Here is a 16748-nt window from a genome sequence, read left to right as displayed (position 1 = left end):
GAAAAAATGTGGCGCAGGCCACAAAGGGCGCCGAACACGGCGAAGGGCCGCCCGGCGGGACGGCCCTTCGCGTACCACCCGTACGAATTAGCCGCGCTGCGAGCGGTTGACGGCACTGATCATCGCCTTCAGCGAGGCCAGCACGGTGTTGCCGTCGATGCCCACGCCCCACAGCACCTTGCCGTCCACCGCGCACTCCACGTACGCGGCGGCCTGGGCGTCGCCGCCCTCGCTCAGCGCGTGCTCGGCGTAGTCCAGCACCCGTACGTCCACGCCGATCCGGCCCAGCGCGTCCGCGAAGGCCGAGACCGGGCCGTTGCCGGTGCCGGTCAGGGTCACCGGGGCGCCGTCCACCACGGCCTCGGCGGTCAGCGCGTCCCGGCCGTCCTCGGTGGTCAGGCTGCGCGAGCCGGTCAGCGACAGCCGGCCCCACGGGTTCGCCGGGGTCGGCAGGTACTCGTCCTCGAAGACCCGCCAGATCTCGGCCGGGGTGACCTCGCCGCCCTCGGCGTCGGTCTTGGCCTGGATGATCCGGGAGAACTCGATCTGCATCCGGCGCGGCAGGTCCAGCTTGTGGTCGTTCTTCAGGACGTACGCGACACCGCCCTTGCCGGACTGGCTGTTGACCCGGATGACCGCCTCGTAGGTGCGGCCGACGTCCTTGGGGTCGATCGGCAGGTACGGCACGCCCCAGGTGTGCTCCTCGACCGGCACCCCGGCCGCCTTCGCGTCGGCCTCCAGGACGTCGAAGCCCTTCTTGATGGCGTCCTGGTGCGAGCCGGAGAAGGAGGTGTACACCAGGTCGCCGGCGTACGGGTGGCGCGGGTGCACCTCCATCTGGTTGCAGTACTCGGCGGTGCGGCGCACCTCGTCGATGTCGGAGAAGTCGATCTGCGGGTCGACGCCCTGCGAGAACAGGTTCATCCCCAGCGTCACCAGGTCGACGTTGCCGGTCCGCTCGCCCTGCCCGAACAGACAGCCCTCGATGCGGTCGGCGCCCGCCATGTACGCCAGTTCGGCGGAGGCGACCGCGGTGCCGCGGTCGTTGTGCGGGTGCACCGACAGGCAGACGAACTCACGGCGGGACAGGTTGCGCGACATCCACTCGAACTGGTCGGCCTGGACGTTCGGGGTGGCCCGCTCGATGGTGGCCGGCAGGTTCAGGATGATCTCGCGGCCCTCGCCCGGCTGCCAGACGTCCATCACCGCCTCGCAGACCTCCAGCGCGAAGTCCAGCTCGGTGTCCACGAAGATCTCCGGCGAGTACTGGTAGCCGAAGACGGTGTCGTCGCCCAGCAGCTTCTCCGCGTACTCCATCACCAGCCGGGTGCCGTCCACGGCGATCGCCTTCGTGGCCGCCCGGTCGTTGCGGAACACCACCCGGCGGAACAGCGGCGCGGTCGCGTTGTACAGGTGGACGGTCGCCCTCGGGGCGCCGACCAGCGACTCCACGGTCTTCTCGATCAGCTCCTCGCGGGCCTGGGTCAGCACCGAGATGGTGACGTCCTCCGGGATCGCCCCCTCCTCGATCAGCGACCGCACGAAGGCGTGGTCGGTGGCGCCGGAGGACGGGAAGCCGACCTCGATCTCCTTGTAGCCCATGGCGACCAGCAGGTCGAACATCTTCCGCTTGCGGGCCGGGGACATCGGGTCGATCAGTGCCTGGTTGCCGTCCCGCAGGTCGGTGGAGAGCCAGCGCGGCGCCTTGGTGATCACCTTGTCCGGCCAGGTGCGGTCCGGCAGGTCGACGGTGCCGAACGGCAGGTAGCGCCCGTGCCGCATGCCCGAGGGCCGCTGGCGGACGGAGGCGGAGGTGATCGGGGTCGGCCGGTCGACGAAGGCGCGAGCGGCGGGGACGGACGCGGCGGAGGTCTGCTCGGTCATGGAGGTGACTCTCGGCTTCCTGTGGATGCGTGGTGCGGGCGGGTCGGGAGGGATCAACACCGACTGGCCGGCCTTCTGCTGCCGCTCGCGATACGCCGTTGGATCGCCGATTCCGCGCACAGCACGTTCCCCGCGGCGAGGGAGCCGGCCCCGTGGACTACAGGCCCTCGACGCGGCAGCTAAGAAGAAGCAGACCGTTGCGCATGATGGGACCCAGCGTAACCCAGCGCCGCGCGCCCCCGAAGTGATCCGGGCTTCCGTTCCACCCCTTGAGACGGCGATCGGTCACGCAAGGGTGGTGACAACCAGTCATCGATGCCTCACTCTGGGCGACATGAATGCAGCAGTACCGATCTGCGCGATCGTCCCGCCGTACGTACTGGACCGCCTCGCCGAGGCCGGTCACGAGCCCGCCGTCCGCTCCCTCGCCCTCGACACCGCGCACCGCGCGGCCCGTCTCACCGCTCCCCCGCCGACCGCCGGCGCCCGCGGGCTGAACCGGGTGATCGCCGACACCGGGCACAGCCAGCGGCTGCCCGGGCGCACCGTCCGCACCGAGGGCCACGCCCCGGTCGCCGACCCCTCCGTCAACCACGCCTACGACGGCCTCGGCGACACCTTCGCGCTGTACGCCCAGGTCTTCGGCCGCGACTCGATCGACGGCCGGGGCCTGCGGCTGGACGCCAGCGTCCACTACGGCCAGAACTACGAGAACGCCTTCTGGAACGGCCGGCGGATGGTCTTCGGCGACGGCGACGGCCGGATCTTCGGCGACTTCACCGCCTGCGTCGACGTCATCGGCCACGAGCTCACCCACGGCGTCACCCAGTTCACCGCAGGCCTGGAGTACCAGGACCAGCCCGGCGCGCTGAACGAGTCGGTCTCCGACGTCTTCGGCTCGCTGGTCAAGCAGTACGCGCTGCACCAGAGTGCCGCCGACGCCGACTGGCTGATCGGCGCGGGGCTGCTCGCCCCCGGCATCCAGGGCGTGGCGCTGCGCTCGATGAAGGCCCCCGGCACCGCCTACGACGACCCCCAGCTCGGCAAGGACCCGCAGCCCGCGCACATGCGGGACTACGTGAACACCACCCAGGACAACGGCGGGGTGCACATCAACTCCGGCATCCCCAACCACGCGTTCTACCTGCTGGCCACCGCCCTCGGCGGCCAGGCCTGGGACCGCGCCGGGCGGATCTGGTACGACGCCCTGACCGGCGGCGGGCTGTCCGCCGACGCGGACTTCACCGCCTTCGCCCGGGCCACCGTGGCCGCCGCCAAGGCGCGCTACCCCGACCGGTCCTCGATCGCGGACACCGTGTCGGCCTCCTGGGCCCAGGTCGGGGTCAGCCCCGGTTGAGAAGGGGTTGAGTCGCACTTAAGGTCACGGTCCGGGAAAAGTGCCGCAAAAGCCTTCCCTGGGCAGCACCATGGACACCATGCGTATCCAGGTGACCCGGACCGGCGGCCTCGCCGGAATCGTCCGCCACGCGGAGCTCGACACCGTCGACCGCACGGACGCCCCGCACGTCCACGCGCTCGCCCGCGAAGCCGTCGCGGGCGGGCTGCGCGCCCCCTCGTACGGCGTGCCGGACGGCTTCCACTACGAGATCACCGTCGACGGGCGGACGGTGCACTGTGCCGACCCCAAACTCACCGACTCCCAGCGGGAGCTGGTGTCGCTGGTGCTGCGCGAGGGCGCCTGACCCCCGCGCGGCACCGGCGACCCCGGCCCCGGGCTTCCCGGCTTCCCGGCTCCCCGGCTCCCCGGGGAGGCCGTGCGTCAGAAACCGAGCTTGCGCAGCTGCTTGGGGTCGCGCTGCCAGTCCTTGGCCACCTTGACGTGCAGGTCCAGGTAGACCGGCGTGCCGAGCAGCGCCTCGATGTGCTTGCGGGCGGTGGTGCCGACGTGCTTGAGCCGCGAGCCCTTGGCGCCGATCACGATCGCCTTCTGGCTCTGCCGCTCGATGTAGACGTTGGCGTGGATGTCCAGCAGCGGGCGGTCGGCGGGGCGGCCCTCGCGGGGCAGCATCTCCTCGACCACGACGGCCAGCGAGTGCGGCAGCTCGTCCCGCACGCCCTCCAGGGCGGCCTCGCGGATCAGCTCGGCAACCATGATCTGCTCGGGCTCGTCGGTGAGGTCGCCCTCCGGGTAGAGCTGGTCGCCCTCGGGCAGCAGCTTGGTGAGCAGGTCGGCGACCAGCTCGACCTGCTTGTCGCCGACGGCGGAGACCGGGATGATCTCGGCCCACTCGAAGCCCAGCTCGACGCCCAACTGCTGGATGGCGATGAGCTGCTCGGCCAGCCGCTTGGAGTCGACCAGGTCGGTCTTGGTGACGATGGCGACCTTCGGGGTCTTCTTGATCCCGGCGATCTCCTTGGCGATGAACTTGTCGCCGGGGCCGATCTTCTGGTCGGCGGGCAGGCAGAAGCCGATCACGTCGACCTCGGCCCAGGTGGTGCGGACCAGGTCGTTGAGGCGCTCGCCGAGCAGGGTGCGCGGCTTGTGCAGACCGGGGGTGTCGACCAGCACGAGCTGGGCGTCCGGGCGGTGCACGATGCCGCGCACGGTGTGCCGGGTGGTCTGCGGGCGGTCGGAGGTGATCGCGACCTTCGTCCCCACCAGGGCGTTGGTCAGGGTCGACTTGCCCGCGTTGGGACGGCCGACGAAGCACGCGAACCCGGAGCGGTACGAGGAGGAAGGGGCATTCATGGGCTCCATTCTCCCTGATCAACGGAGCCCCGCCGTCCGGGGCCGGTCCTCACGCGCTCAGCCCTTGTCACCGCCCCTGCCGACCAGCGAGAACAGCACCAGCAGCGCCAGGAAGGCGAGCGAGCCCCAGAGCCAGTAGACCGTGCCGGTCTCCTGCCACTTGCCCATCCCCATCACGAACAGCACCAGCCCGGCGACGAACGCCAACGCCCCCATGCCCCAGCCCCTCACCGAGTCCACTCCCCGGTGAGATTATCCGCTGAACACATGAGGGCACGGGGCGCAGTGGCCCCTCAGCGGGCCTCGACCGACACCCGCAGCGTCCCGTCCGGGCCGGCCAGCAGCACCGGCGTCCCGGCCCCGCCCAGGTCCCGCACGGCCGCCAGGTCGGCCTCGGCCGGCTGCTCGGCCTCGGTCACCACGGCGGCCGCCTCCAGCGACTTCGCGCCGCTGGCCACCGCCATCGCCACCGCCGTCCGCAGCGCGCTCAGCCGCAGCGACTCCAGCGCGACCGTCCCGGCGACGTAGGTGCGGCCGGTCTCGTCACGCACCGCGGCCCCCTCGGCCACACCGTTGCGGGCGCGGGCCGAGCGGGCCAGGGTGATGATCTTCTTGTCCTCGGGGTCGAGCTCGACGATGTCACTCATGCCGCCGAGCATAGGCGGCGCCGGCGAGAGGCAGCTCAGTGGCCGACCGGGTGGGTGCGCCCCCGGTTCGGGTTGATCACCTTGACGAAGGTCTTCGGTCCGGAGGGCAGCGGCTCCTCGCGTGAGATCCGCTTGCGCCAGAACGGGTTGTCGTGCGGCAGGTGACTGCTCACCCGGCCGTACATCCCGAAGGTGGTCACGACGATCCCGAAGACGAAGGCGAACAGCACGTTCGACATCCGGAAGTTGAGGATGTTCGCGTCCGGCCGGCCGAGCACCGTCAGTCCGTAGAAGCCTGACAGGACGAACAGCACGCCGACGATCATGTTGAGGTTGGACGCGAAGTTCCCGCCGATCACCGCTCCGAGCATCAGGATCACCCCCGCCACGACGGACAGGATGCTCAGCGCCCCGTTGGTGGACAGCCCGGCGATCCGGTCACCGTGGGTGGCCAGGAAGCCGGGGTGGTCGGACAGTCCCAGGATCCCGAACACGATCAGGAAGATCCCCCCCAGCCCCGCCCCGACCCGCCACACCAGGGCGAGCCGGCGATCGACGGTCGGCAGTTCGTCTTGCAGCTTCATGGCACCTCCAGAGCTTCGGCGACTCCCCAGCCGTGGGGACGGCTAGCTGTACGGATGGCTCCCCTGCATGTGCGGCGTCTCGTGCATGTAGAGCGAACCGCACTGCTGGCAGCAACGCAGCCCGGTGCCCCACTCCTGCTCGGGCCGCGTCTCGGCGTCGTCGGGCATGGTCCGGCCGCAGAGGGCCGTCGCCGGGTCCTCGTCCCGCACCACGTGCCAGGACCTGACTCCGCCGGCCGGCCCCTGCGGGCCGTACTCCGCGCGCAGTTTGTGCGTCATGCCCTCCATGGTCGCTCGGCGACCGCCCACCCGCTACTCGCCAGGGGCCTGCGCCGCCTCCGCCCCGCGCACCGGCGAGGCGACCATCGAGCCGATCCGGTTGCGGCGCCCGGCCGAGGACTCGGCGGTCAGCAGGATGCCGGTCAGGCCGTCCGCGACCGGCTCGGGCAGCGGGATCTCGCAGGAGGAACCGGGGATCGGCACCCGGCCGAGGTGCTTGGCCAGCAGGCCGCCGACGGTCTCGACGTCCTCGTCCTCCAGCTCGATGCCGAACAGCTCGCCCAGGTCCTCCACCAGCAGGCGGGCGGTGATCCGGTACGAGCCGTCGCCGAGGTCCTCGATCGGCGCGATCTCCCGGTCGTACTCGTCGGTGATCTCGCCGACGATCTCCTCCAGGACGTCCTCGATGGTGACCAGGCCCGCCGTGCCGCCGTACTCGTCGATCACGATGGCGACGTGCGAGCGGCGCTGCTGCATCTCGCGCAGCAGGTCGCCGGCCGGCTTGGAATCCGGGACGAACACGGCCGGGCGCATCACCGCGCCGACCTCCTCGGCCTCCGCCTCGCGGTTGATGTGGGTGCGGCGCACCAGGTCCTTGAGGTAGACGATGCCGACCACGTCGTCCTCGTTGTCGCCGACCACCGGGATCCGCGAGAAGCCCGAGCGCAGCGCCAGGGTCAGCGCCTGCCGGACGGTCTTGTGCCGCTCGATCATCACCAGGTCGGTGCGCGGCACCATCACCTCGCGCACGATGGTGTCGCCCAGCTCGAAGACCGAGTGCACCATCCGGCGCTCCTCGTCCTCGATCAGGTCGTCCTTCTCGGCGAGGTCGACCAGCGCCCGCAGCTCCGCCTCGGAGGCGAACGGCCCCTCGCGGTAGCCCTTGCCCGGGGTCAGCGCGTTGCCCAGCAGGATCAGCAGCCGCGGGATCGGGCCGAGCACCGCGGCCAGCGGCAGCAGCACGAAGGAGGCCGCGGTCGCGGTGGAGATCGGGTGCTGGCGCCCGATCGTGCGCGGCGAGACGCCCACCGCGACGAAGGACACCAGCACCATCACGCCGAAGGCCAGCAGCACGGCCTGCCAGGTCGGGTGGATGTTGTGCACGCACACCGCGGTGACCAGCACCGCGGCCGCCATCTCGCTGGCGACCCGGATCAGGGTCGCCAGGTTGAGGTAGCGGAACGGGTCGGAGGCGACGGCCAGCAGCCGCGCGGAGCCGCGCCGCCCGTTGCGCACCGCGTCCTCGGCCCGGAACCGGGAGACCCGGGAGATACCCGCCTCGGCGCACGCCGCCAGCCAGCCGAGCACGACCAGGGCGACGGCACCGAGGATGTAGCTCGTACTCTCACCACTCACAGGGGTTCGGGCTCCGCGCTCAGTGGGTGGTGGGGGCCGGCGAGATGCCGCCGAGGCCGCGGCCCGCCCGCCAGTCGTCCAGGATGCGCTTCTGGAGGGCGAACATCTCCTCCTCTTCCTCCGGCTCCTCGTGGTCGTAGCCGAGGACGTGCAGCACGCCGTGGACGGTGAGCAGCTGCAGCTCCTCGTCCATCGAGTGCTTGGAGGGGGCCGCCTTGCCCTGCTGCTCGGCGACCTCGGGGCAGAGCACGATGTCGCCGAGCAGGCCCTGCGGCAGCTCCTCGCCCTCCTTGCCGGGACGCAGCTCGTCCATCGGGAACGACATCACGTCGGTCGGGCCGGGCAGGTCCATCCACTGGATGTGCAGCTCCTCCATCGCCGCACCGTCCACCAGGATCACGGACAGTTCGGACTGCGGGTGGATCCGCATCTTGTCCAGGGCGAAGCGGGCGACGTCGAGGATGGCTTCCTCATCCGCGTCCCAGCCGGACTCGTTGGCGATGTCGATCGACATGACGGGCTGTGTGCTCAGCTTTCGGTGCGATGGGACTGTCGGGGTGCGCGCGCCGCGGCGGTCTTGCCGGGGCGCCGCTGGGCGGGCTTGCGGGCGGCCGGGGCGTTCTCCTCGGCCTCCTGCCGGGCGTCCCAGCGCTCGTAGGCGTCCACGATCCGGCCGACCAGCTTGTGGCGGACCACGTCGGTGCTGGTGAGGACGGAGAAGTGGATGTCCGGGACGTCGGCCAGGATCTCCTGGACGACCTTGAGACCGCTGCGGGTGCCGCCCGGGAGGTCGATCTGGCTGGTGTCGCCGGTGACCACCACCCGGGAGTTGAACCCGAGGCGGGTGAGGAACATCTTCATCTGCTCGGGCGAGGTGTTCTGGGCCTCGTCGAGGATGATGAAGGCGTCGTTGAGGGTGCGCCCGCGCATGTACGCGAGCGGGGCGACCTCGATGGTGCCGGCCGCCATCAGGCGCGGGATGGAGTCCGGGTCCATCATGTCGTGCAGCGCGTCGTACAGCGGGCGCAGGTACGGGTCGATCTTCTCGTAGAGGGTGCCGGGCAGGAAGCCCAGCCGCTCTCCCGCCTCGACCGCCGGGCGGGTCAGGATGATCCGGTTGACCTCCTTGGCCTGGAGGGCCTGGACGGCCTTGGCCATCGCCAGGTAGGTCTTGCCGGTACCGGCCGGGCCGAGGCCGAAGACGATCGTGTGCTTGTCGATCGCGTCGACGTAGCGCTGCTGGTTGAGCGTCTTGGGGCGGATCGTGCGGCCCCGGTTGGACAGGATGTTCGCGGTGAACACCTGGGACGGCGCCGGGCTGTCCGGGTCCTCCTCGCGAAGCATGGCGATCGAGCGCTCCACGGAGTCCTCCGTCAGGGGCTGGCCGGTGCGCAGCACCAGCATCATCTCGTTGAAGAGCTTCTGCACGAGGGCGACCTCGGCGCGCGTCCCGGTGGCGGTCACCTCGTTGCCGCGGACGTGGATGTCGGCGGCGGGGAAGCCCTGCTCGATCACGCGCAGCAGCGAGTCCGCCGTGCCGAGCAGGGTGACCATCGGGTGCTTCTCGGGGATGACGATCCGGGCGCTCACCCGGCCGTCGTCAGCCGGTTCCGGGCGCGACTGCCCATCGGTACGGGTCTGCGATGTGTCACTCATAGGTCGGCGCTGGGGCCTGCCTCATCCCATCCGTGGTCTCGTGTGCCGCTCGGTCTCCGGGGCACCAGGGTACGCCGCGAGCGTGATCGCTGCGGCGGGCGGCGGGGCCGCACCCGACGATGCTGCGGCAGATCGCGGGGCGGCGCGAACCCTTTTTCCGTCGGCCCCGCGCACCGCGCCCGGCCGGTGGCGCGCCGGTCACCGGTGGCGGCGGGCCGGGACGGGCACCCGGGCGAGGTCCTCGGCGAGCACCAGCTCCCCGTCGAAGTGCTTTCGGGCGTCGGCCAGGTGCTGGCCCAGGTCCGGGTAGCGCTGGGAGAAGTGGGTCAGCACCAGGGTCCGCACCCCCGCCTCGGCGGCGGCCTTGGCGGCCTGGCCGGCGGTGAGGTGGCCGTGGTCCTCGGCGAGCTGGGCGTCGGCGTCGGCGAAGGTCGCCTCGACCACCAACAGGTCGGCTCCCTCGGCGAGTTCGTGCACGCCGTCGCACAGCCGGGTGTCCATCACGAAGGCGAACCGCTGGCCCGGCCGCGGCTCGCTGACCTCGTCCAGGGTGACGGTGCGGCCGTCCACCTCGATCGCGCCCTCGTGCTGGAGCCGGCCGACGGCCGGCCCGTGCACGCCGGACGCGGCGAGCCGCTCGGGTACCAGGCGGCGGCCGTCCGGCTCGGACAGCCGGTAGCCGAAGGACTCCACCGGGTGGTCCAGCCGGACCGCGTCCAGCGCGAAGCGGGCGCCGGGCGCGGGCAGCGGGCCCGGCTCGTCGATCGGCCGGGGCCGCAGCACCGCGGTCTCGTGGTAGGCGGTGGCGTGCCGCAGCCGCTCGAAGTAGACCTCCCCGGAGGCCGGGAAGTAGACGTCCACCGGGTGCGGGACCCGGTCAAGGTTGATCCGCTGGATCACCCCGGCGAGGCCCAGGCAGTGGTCGCCGTGGAAGTGGGTCACCGCGATCCGGGTGATCTGGGTGGCCGAGACCCCGGCGCGCAGCATCTGCCGCTGGGTGCCCTCGCCGGGGTCGAACAGCAGACCCTCGCCGTCCCAGCGGAGCAGGTAGCCGTTGTGGTTGCGGTGCCGGGTGGGCACCTGGCTGGCGGTGCCCAGGACGACGAGTTCGCGCTGCGACACCTGGGATCAGACCATGCTCTCGGTCATGGGCTTGCCGCCGAGCACGTGCACGTGGGCGTGGAAGACGGTCTGCCCGGCGCCCGCACCCGTGTTGAAGATCAGCCGGTAGTCCTCGACGCCCTCGTCCCTGGCCACCGCGCCCGCCTCGGCGAGCAGTTCGCCGGCGATCTCCGGCTCGGCGGCGGCCAGCGCGGCGGCGTTCGGGTAGTGGACATGCGGGATGACCAGGACGTGCACGGGGGCCTTGGGGGCGATGTCCCGGAAGGCGAGGACGCGCTCGGTCTTGCGCACCACGGTCGCCGGGATCTCGCCCGCCACGATCTTGCAGAACAGGCAGTCGGACTGCGGCTCGCCGGCCATCGGGTTCTCCTCGGGTCACTCGGTCTTCGCTGACGTTGGGGCCGTACGGCCGCAGCCTAGCCGAGCCGCCCGACCGCCTGCTGGTACTCCTGCAGGTGCTTCCAGCGCACCGACCGCATCCCGACGATGTCCCCCTCGGACACGTCGAAGTCCTCGGATATGAGGACCACCGCCAGGTAGACGAAGCCGAGCAGCCAGCGCCGGGTCAGCCGCCACGTGTTGGGGCGCATGACCCGCTTGCGGCGCACCACCCGCATCGCCATGATCCCCTTGCCCACGCTGAAGCCGGTCAGCCGCGCCAGCACCACCTGGTTGAGGAAGGAGGCGAGCAGGCCCGCTCCCAGGAACGCCACCCAGAACGGCACCACCGGGCTCTGGACGGCGGCGTGGCCGGCCGCGTGCACGACGGGCTTGGCGTGCTTCGCGGTGTTGTCGTCGGCGATGGCGGTGGCGAAGCCGAGGCCGAAAGCGAGGACGAAGTCGAGCACGATCGCCAGGAAGCGCCGTCCGGCGTACGCCTCCGGGGGACACGGCGGCAGTGCGGGCCGCGCCTGCGGGTAGACGTCCTGCCCGTACGGCTGCTGGGCCTGCGGGTACGGCTGCGGAGGTTGCGCGTACGGCCCCTGGCCGTACGGGTTCGGCCCGTAGCCGTTCGGCGGACCTTGCGGGTACTGCGGATTCTGCGGGTACTGCGGGTACTGCGGGTACTGCGGCGGTGGATAGCTCTGCGCCATGGTGTGCTCCCCCGTGAGCTGCCGATCAGATCAAGATCGCGATCAAGGACAGCCCCGCATCCTACCCACGCCGCGGAGCGGGAGGTCGGCCCCGCCGGCTTCCCGCTCCGTACCCCCACCGGCTACGCCCAGGGCAGCCCCGGCCCCGAGCGGGCCGGGGTTCCGGCGAGGGTCTCCAGGGCGATCCGCACGCCCTCGGCCAGCTGGGGGTCCTCCCCGGCCGCCCAGTGGTGCGGGGCGAACGGCACCTCGACGTCCGGGTCGACGCCGTGGTTCTCCAGGCCCCAGCCGTAGTTCTCCAGCCACATCGCGTACTTGGGCTGGGTGACCAGGGTGCCGTCGACCAGCTGGTACCTGCTGTCGATGCCGATCACCCCGCCCCAGGTGCGGGTGCCGACCACCGGACCGATCCCCAGCGCCTGGATGGCGGCGTTGACCACGTCGCCGTCCGAGCCGGACAGCTCGTTGGCGAGGGCGACCACCGGCCCGCGCGGGGCGTCCATCGGGTAGGGCACCGGGTGGTCGGTGTCCCGGATGGCGTACCAGCCGACGATCCGCCGGGCCAGCTTCTCGATCACCAGCTGCGAGGTGTGGCCGCCGCGGTTCTCCCGGACGTCCACGATCAGGCCCTCCCTGGCCATCTCGGTGGACAGGTCCCGGTGCAGCTGGGCCCAGCCGGCCGTCTGCATGTCGGGGATGTGCAGGTAGCCGAGCCGGCCGCCGGACAGCTCTCGCACCGCGGCCCGCCGCCCGGCCACCCAGTCGTGGTAGCGCAGCGCCTCCTCGTCGGCGAGCGGGACGACCACGGGGTGGCGCTGGTCGGTGCCGTCCTTGCCGGCCACGGTCAGCTCGACCGGCTGCCCGGCGGTGCCGGCCAGCAGCGGGGCGGGGCCGGTGACCGGATCCACCGGGCGGCCGTTGACGGCCAGCACGGCGTCGCCCGGGCGGACCGCGGCGCCGGGGGCGGCCAGCGGCGAGCGGGCCCGGGGGTCGGAGGACTCGCCGGGAAGGATCCGGGCGATCCGCCACCGCTCGCCGTCCCTGACCAGGTCGGCGCCGAGCAGGCCCTGGCGCCGGGCCGGCTCGGTGTAACGGCCGTACGGGACGACGTAGGCGTGCGAGGTGCCGAGTTCGCCGTGCACCTCCCAGAGCAGGTCGACCAGTTCGTCGTGGGAGCCGACCCGCTCGACCAGCGGCCGGTAGCGGTCCAGGATCCCGGCCCAGTCGAGGCCGCCGAGGTCCGGGCGCCAGAAGTTGTCCCGCATCAGGCGGCCGTTCTCGGCGTACATCTGCCGCCACTCGGCGGCCGGGTCGACGGTCACCCGCAGCCGGGTGAGGTCGACGGCTGTCTCGTCGTCCTCGCCGCCCGCCTTGTGGTCGGCCGGGACGATCCGCAGCTCGCCCTCGTCCAGCACGGCCACCCGGGTGCCGTCCCCGCTGACCGCGAACCCGTCGACCCCGTGCACCAGTTGCTCGGCCCGGCGCTTCCTGAGGTCGAAGCGCTCCAGCACCGGCCGGGGCCGTTCGTCGTCCAACGAGGCCGCCTCGTCGCCGAGTTCTCCCAGCAGCGGTGCCCTGGTCCACAGCACCCCGTCCTTGGCGGCGCGCAGCACGTGGAACCGGCCGCCCTCGACCGGGAACGGCAGGATCCGGTCGGCGATGCCGTCCAGGTCCACCCTGGTGGCCGGCGCGGCCCCGTCCGCGCCCTCCTCGCCGTCCGCCTTCCGGGCCCTGGGCTCGTCCTCCTCCCCGCCCGGCGGGCGCCCGGCCCGCTGCGGCCCGAACGGGGACGGCGTGTCGGCGGCGAGGGTGACCAGGTACGGGCGGCAGCCGTTCGGGAAGGACAGGTCGAAGGCGTGCGCGTCGTAGACCGGATCGAAGTTGCGCACCGACAGGAAGGCCAGGTAGCGGCCGTCCGCGGTGAAGGCGGGCGAGGTGTCGACGAAGCGCTGCTGGGTGACCTCGCTGACGGTGCGGGTCGCCAGGTTCCCCAGCACGATCTGGCGCAGGGAGTACGGGCCCATTCGGTGCACCGGGCGGGACCAGGCCAGCCAGGCCGAGTCCGGGCTGAACGCCAGCCCGCTGACCTCGCCGTCGGTACTGCGGTCCAGCTCGTGCACGGCGCCGTCGGCCAGCGAGACCAGCAGCACCCGGCCGTCGTGGACGCCGAGCGCCGCCTGCTTGCCGTCCGGGGAGACCACCAGCGAGTTGACCCGGCCCAGCTGCCCGGCGGCCAGACGGCGCCGCTCGGGGTCGTGGACGGCGGGGGCGTACTCCAGGGCGTCCTCGCCCTCGGCGTCGGACACCCAGAGCACGCCCTGGGCGTCGTCCTCCCCCGGCACCACCCGGACCAGCCGGGCGCGCACGCCCGGCGTCTCGTCCAGCACCCGGGCCGGGCCCTCCCGGTGGGTCAGCCAGTGCACACTGCCGCGCACCACGACGGCGCTGGCCCGGCCGGTGCGGTCGGGGGCGGCGGACTCCAGCCAGTGCGCGGCGGGCACCGGGCGGGGGCGGCGCCCGTTGCGCGGACCGGCCAGCCGGACGTCCAGGCGGCGGGGCGCGGCGGTGTCCAGGTCGTCCAGCAGCCAGAGGTCGCCGGCCCGGTGGAAGACCACCCGGGTGCCGTCGGTGGCGGCGTTGCGGGCGTAGAAGCCGTCCGGGTCGGTGCTGTGGCGGCGCAGGTCGGAGCCGTCCGGACGGCTGGACCACAGCTCGCCGACGCCCTCGTGGTCGGAGAGGAAGGCGATCCGTTCGCGCACCCAGAGCGGGGAGTCGAGCTGCCCGTCCAACTCCTCGTGGATGCGGGTGAACCGGTCCTGACCGATCCACAACTTGCCCGCCCGGCCGCCCCGGTAGCGCTTCCACCAGGCCGGCTCGCGGTTGTTGACGGTCACCAGCAGCGCGCGCTCGCCGTCCGGCTCGAAGGCCAACCCGCCGACCGGCCCGTACGGCAGCCGCGCCGTCTCGCCGCCGTCCAGCGGGACGGCGTGCGCCCAGGTGCGCCGCACGCCGGACTCGCCAGCGCCGGTGGTGGCGATCGGGCGCCCGTCGGCGGTCCAGCCGTGCACCCGGGTCTCGCCGTTGCCCCAGTACGTCAGCCGCCGGGACGGCCCGCCGTCCACCGGCACCACGTGCACCTCGGGGGCGCCGTCCCGGGTGGAGGTGAAGGCGATGAGCCGCCCGTCCGGGGAGAACCTGGGGTGGTGCACCGGCAGGTGATCGGCGGTCAGCCGCCAGGCCCGGCCGCCGTCCAGCGGGGCGAGCCACAGGTCGTCCTCGGCGACGAAGGCGACCAGGTCACCGTGCAGATGGGGATGGCGCAGGTAGGCACCCGCGGAGGTGCTCAGGGAGTCCGTCACCCGGTCAGCGTAAGCAGGTGCGGGTACGATCCGCGCCGGTTTCCCGAGAACCCCGGCCCGGCGCACGGGAGTCAGGGCGTATCCGGCAATTCGCGCCCGGCGGGAACTGTCAAAGACGCCCTAGTGTCCTGAGTCTGGAATTTCATTCATAAATATAGACTGGGGCTGTGGCGCGGACGGGTCGGCCGAAGGTCGAGTTGGTGTTGTCGGAGGATGAGCGGGCTGCCCTGGAGGGGTGGGTGCGTCGCCGGTCGACGCCGCAGGCCTGGGCTTTGCGGTGCCGGATCATCCTGGAGTGCGCGAGCGGCGCGTCCAACAAGGACGTCGCGGAGCGGCTGGGATCGACGCCGCATGCGGTCGGCCGGTGGCGGGCCAGGTTCGTCGAGCACCGGATCGCCGGTCTGGGCGACATGCCCAGGCCGGGAGGTCCCCGCACGGTGACCGACGAGCAGGTGGCCGAGCTGGTCGCCAAGACCCTGGAGCGCACCCCGAAGGACGCTACGCACTGGTCGACCCGGTCGATGGCCAGGGAGACCGGTCTGTCCCAGTCCACCGTGTCACGGGTCTGGCGCGCGTTCGGACTGCAGCCGCATCGCGCTGAGACCTTCAAGCTGTCCACCGACCCGTACTTCGTGGACAAGGTCCATGACGTGGTCGGCCTCTACCTCGACCCGCCCGAGCGTGCCCTGGTGTTCTGCGTGGACGAGAAATCCCAGATTCAGGCGCTTGACCGGTCCCAGCCGGTGCTGCCGATGATGCCGGGCGTGCCGCAGCGGATGACCGCCGATTACGTCCGCCACGGCACCACCACCCTGTTCGCCGCACTCGAGGTCGCCACCGGCAAGGTCATCGGCTCGCTTCACCGCCGCCACCGGGCCGAGGAGTTCAAGAAGTTCCTGCTCCGGCTGGACAAGGAGGTCCCCGAGGGGCTGGATGTTCACCTCGTGCTGGACAACTACGCCACCCACAAGACGCCGGCGATCAAGACCTGGCTGGTCTCCCACCCTCGCTTCCACCTGCACTTCACCCCGACCGGCTCGTCATGGCTCAACCTGGTCGAGCGCTGGTTCGCCGAACTGACGAACAAGCAGATACGGCGAGGCGTCCACAAGTCCGTCCAGGCCCTCGAAGCCGATATCCGTGACTGGATCGCCACCTGGAACACCGACCCGAAGCCCTACGTCTGGACCAAGACCGCCGACGAGATCCTCAACCGCCTAGCCGGATATCTGAAGCGAATTCCTGACTCAGAACACTAGGACCAGCGGCCGGTGCGCCCCAGCAGCAGCGCCCCGGCGGCCACCCCGGCGGTCGAGGTGCGCAGCACCGAGGGGCCCAGCCGGTACGGCCGGGCGCCCGCCTCGGCGAAGGCGGCGAGCTCCTCCGGGGAGACCCCGCCCTCCGGGCCGACCACCAGGACGATGTCCCCGCCGGCCGGCAGCGCGGCCTGCGCCAGCGGCTCGGCGCCCTCCTCGTGCAGGACGGCGGCCAGGGCGGCCTGCGCCAGCAGCGGCGCCAGCTGCCGGGTGGTCATCAGCTCCCGCACCTCGGGGAAGCGCAGCCGACGGGACTGCTTGCCCGCCTCCCGGGCGGTGGCCCGCCACTTCGCGAGCGCCTTGGCGCCCCGCTCGCCCTTCCACTGGGTGATGCACCGGGAGGCGGCCCAGGGGACCACCACGTCCACGCCTACCTCGGTCATGGTCTCCACGGCCAGCTCGCCGCGGTCGCCCTTGGGCAGCGCCTGGACCACCACGATCCGCGGCGCCGGCTCCGCCTCCCGCCGCACGGCGTCCACCGTGACGTCGATCGCGTCCTTGCCCAGCACCTCGGCGACGGTGCCGTCCACGCCGAGGCCCAGCCCGTCCGCCAGCGTCACCGCCTCGCCGGCCGTCAGCCGCTTCACCGCCGCCGCGTGGCGCCCCTCCGCGCCGTCGAGCCGCACCACGGCCCCGGGCGCGGCGGCGGCGATCCGCTCGGTCTCGACGACGAAGACGGGCGCGGTCATGAGGAGGACCTTTCCGGGGAGGGGCCAGCGGCCGGGTGGGGACAACACGGAA

The 16748-nt window shown here is 72.1% G+C and carries 17 protein-coding genes; 3 read left to right on the top strand and 14 right to left on the bottom strand.

Features of this window, described 5'->3' with window-relative positions; genetic code table 11:
• Window positions 1-87: 87 nt before the first annotated feature.
• Window positions 88-1884: a 2-isopropylmalate synthase gene (gene leuA, locus HS99_RS33385; protein WP_030290775.1), complete on the bottom strand. Its 1797-nt coding sequence runs from the start codon at window positions 1882-1884 to the stop codon at window positions 88-90.
• 334 nt (window positions 1885-2218) lie between these two features.
• Here leuA and HS99_RS33380 point away from each other — a divergent pair, with 334 nt between their 5' ends.
• Window positions 2219-3241: a M4 family metallopeptidase gene (locus tag HS99_RS33380; protein ID WP_030553480.1), complete on the top strand. Its 1023-nt coding sequence runs from the start codon at window positions 2219-2221 to the stop codon at window positions 3239-3241.
• A 79-nt stretch (window positions 3242-3320) separates the two neighbouring features.
• A complete protein-coding gene (locus HS99_RS33375) occupies window positions 3321-3587 on the top strand; it encodes a protealysin inhibitor emfourin (protein ID WP_030290773.1) in 267 nt (88 codons plus the stop codon).
• A gap of 77 nt (window positions 3588-3664) precedes the next feature.
• Here HS99_RS33375 and era read toward each other — a convergent pair whose 3' ends face one another.
• From era to HS99_RS33320, 12 genes are all read right to left on the bottom strand, one after another.
• Window positions 3665-4594: a GTPase Era gene (gene era, locus HS99_RS33370; RefSeq protein ID WP_030290771.1), complete on the bottom strand. Its 930-nt coding sequence runs from the start codon at window positions 4592-4594 to the stop codon at window positions 3665-3667.
• Window positions 4595-4651: 57 nt separating this feature from the next.
• Window positions 4652-4810: a hypothetical protein gene (locus HS99_RS44320; protein WP_157881767.1), complete on the bottom strand. Its 159-nt coding sequence runs from the start codon at window positions 4808-4810 to the stop codon at window positions 4652-4654.
• Window positions 4811-4887: 77 nt separating this feature from the next.
• A complete protein-coding gene (locus HS99_RS33365) occupies window positions 4888-5253 on the bottom strand; it encodes a cytidine deaminase-like protein (protein WP_030290769.1) in 366 nt (121 codons plus the stop codon).
• A gap of 23 nt (window positions 5254-5276) precedes the next feature.
• Window positions 5277-5825 carry a DUF4383 domain-containing protein gene (locus tag HS99_RS33360; RefSeq protein ID WP_030290767.1) on the bottom strand — a complete coding sequence of 183 codons (549 nt, stop codon included), beginning with the start codon at window positions 5823-5825 and terminating at the stop codon, window positions 5277-5279.
• A 42-nt stretch (window positions 5826-5867) separates the two neighbouring features.
• Window positions 5868-6104, bottom strand: a complete 237-nt coding sequence (locus HS99_RS33355) for a hypothetical protein (protein WP_030290765.1) — start codon at window positions 6102-6104, stop codon at window positions 5868-5870.
• 33 nt (window positions 6105-6137) lie between these two features.
• Window positions 6138-7460, bottom strand: a complete 1323-nt coding sequence (locus HS99_RS33350) for a hemolysin family protein (RefSeq protein ID WP_030290763.1) — start codon at window positions 7458-7460, stop codon at window positions 6138-6140.
• A 19-nt stretch (window positions 7461-7479) separates the two neighbouring features.
• Window positions 7480-7974, bottom strand: a complete 495-nt coding sequence (gene ybeY / locus HS99_RS33345) for an rRNA maturation RNase YbeY (protein WP_030061268.1) — start codon at window positions 7972-7974, stop codon at window positions 7480-7482.
• Window positions 7975-7988: 14 nt separating this feature from the next.
• Window positions 7989-9116, bottom strand: coding sequence for a PhoH family protein (locus HS99_RS33340; protein ID WP_030290762.1), 1128 nt, complete (start codon window positions 9114-9116; stop codon window positions 7989-7991).
• Window positions 9117-9314: 198 nt separating this feature from the next.
• Entirely contained in the window at window positions 9315-10238 is a 924-nt protein-coding gene (locus tag HS99_RS33335) for a ribonuclease Z (protein WP_030290761.1), read from the bottom strand.
• Between the two features lie 6 nt (window positions 10239-10244).
• On the bottom strand, window positions 10245-10598 hold the full coding sequence (locus HS99_RS33330) for a histidine triad nucleotide-binding protein (protein WP_030290760.1): 354 nt from the start codon (window positions 10596-10598) through the stop codon (window positions 10245-10247).
• A 56-nt stretch (window positions 10599-10654) separates the two neighbouring features.
• Window positions 10655-11332, bottom strand: coding sequence for an RDD family protein (locus HS99_RS33325; RefSeq protein WP_030553483.1), 678 nt, complete (start codon window positions 11330-11332; stop codon window positions 10655-10657).
• A gap of 122 nt (window positions 11333-11454) precedes the next feature.
• The gene (locus HS99_RS33320; protein ID WP_232543030.1) at window positions 11455-14691 is read right to left on the bottom strand and encodes a S41 family peptidase; all 3237 of its coding nucleotides are present in this window, start codon (window positions 14689-14691) and stop codon (window positions 11455-11457) included.
• Between the two features lie 167 nt (window positions 14692-14858).
• Between HS99_RS33320 and HS99_RS33315 the strand changes: the two genes are divergently transcribed.
• Window positions 14859-15950, top strand: a complete 1092-nt coding sequence (locus HS99_RS33315; RefSeq protein ID WP_030291294.1) for an IS630 family transposase — start codon at window positions 14859-14861, stop codon at window positions 15948-15950.
• On the opposite strand, the gene HS99_RS33310 is transcribed toward HS99_RS33315, so the two are convergent.
• Window positions 15947-16696 (bottom strand): 16S rRNA (uracil(1498)-N(3))-methyltransferase, encoded by a 750-nt coding sequence (locus HS99_RS33310; RefSeq protein WP_030283910.1) that lies wholly within the window; start codon window positions 16694-16696, stop codon window positions 15947-15949. The genes HS99_RS33315 and HS99_RS33310 overlap by 4 nt on opposite strands.
• Between the last annotated feature and the right edge of the window lie 52 nt (window positions 16697-16748).

The organism is Kitasatospora aureofaciens (assembly GCF_001188955.3).
In the GTDB taxonomy this organism is placed as follows: domain Bacteria; phylum Actinomycetota; class Actinomycetes; order Streptomycetales; family Streptomycetaceae; genus Kitasatospora; species Kitasatospora aureofaciens.
Note: the sequence above shows the minus strand (reverse complement) of the source record. Positions and strands in the feature narration are given on the sequence as shown.

What these genes read in the sequence shown, in the direction of transcription:
- HS99_RS33365 (WP_030290769.1), bottom strand. Translation starts at nt 5,253, where the DNA reads ATGCTCGGCGGCATGAGTGACATCGTCGAGCTCGACCCCGAGGACAAG.
- leuA (WP_030290775.1), bottom strand. Translation starts at nt 1,884, where the DNA reads ATGACCGAGCAGACCTCCGCCGCGTCCGTCCCCGCCGCTCGCGCCTTC.
- HS99_RS33375 (WP_030290773.1), top strand. Translation starts at nt 3,321, where the DNA reads ATGCGTATCCAGGTGACCCGGACCGGCGGCCTCGCCGGAATCGTCCGC.
- HS99_RS33340 (WP_030290762.1), bottom strand. Translation starts at nt 9,116, where the DNA reads ATGAGTGACACATCGCAGACCCGTACCGATGGGCAGTCGCGCCCGGAA.
- HS99_RS33325 (WP_030553483.1), bottom strand. Translation starts at nt 11,332, where the DNA reads ATGGCGCAGAGCTATCCACCGCCGCAGTACCCGCAGTACCCGCAGTAC.
- HS99_RS44320 (WP_157881767.1), bottom strand. Translation starts at nt 4,810, where the DNA reads ATGGGGGCGTTGGCGTTCGTCGCCGGGCTGGTGCTGTTCGTGATGGGG.
- HS99_RS33360 (WP_030290767.1), bottom strand. Translation starts at nt 5,825, where the DNA reads ATGAAGCTGCAAGACGAACTGCCGACCGTCGATCGCCGGCTCGCCCTG.
- ybeY (WP_030061268.1), bottom strand. Translation starts at nt 7,974, where the DNA reads ATGTCGATCGACATCGCCAACGAGTCCGGCTGGGACGCGGATGAGGAA.
- HS99_RS33380 (WP_030553480.1), top strand. Translation starts at nt 2,219, where the DNA reads ATGAATGCAGCAGTACCGATCTGCGCGATCGTCCCGCCGTACGTACTG.
- HS99_RS33310 (WP_030283910.1), bottom strand. Translation starts at nt 16,696, where the DNA reads ATGACCGCGCCCGTCTTCGTCGTCGAGACCGAGCGGATCGCCGCCGCC.
- HS99_RS33355 (WP_030290765.1), bottom strand. Translation starts at nt 6,104, where the DNA reads ATGACGCACAAACTGCGCGCGGAGTACGGCCCGCAGGGGCCGGCCGGC.
- era (WP_030290771.1), bottom strand. Translation starts at nt 4,594, where the DNA reads ATGAATGCCCCTTCCTCCTCGTACCGCTCCGGGTTCGCGTGCTTCGTC.
- HS99_RS33330 (WP_030290760.1), bottom strand. Translation starts at nt 10,598, where the DNA reads ATGGCCGGCGAGCCGCAGTCCGACTGCCTGTTCTGCAAGATCGTGGCG.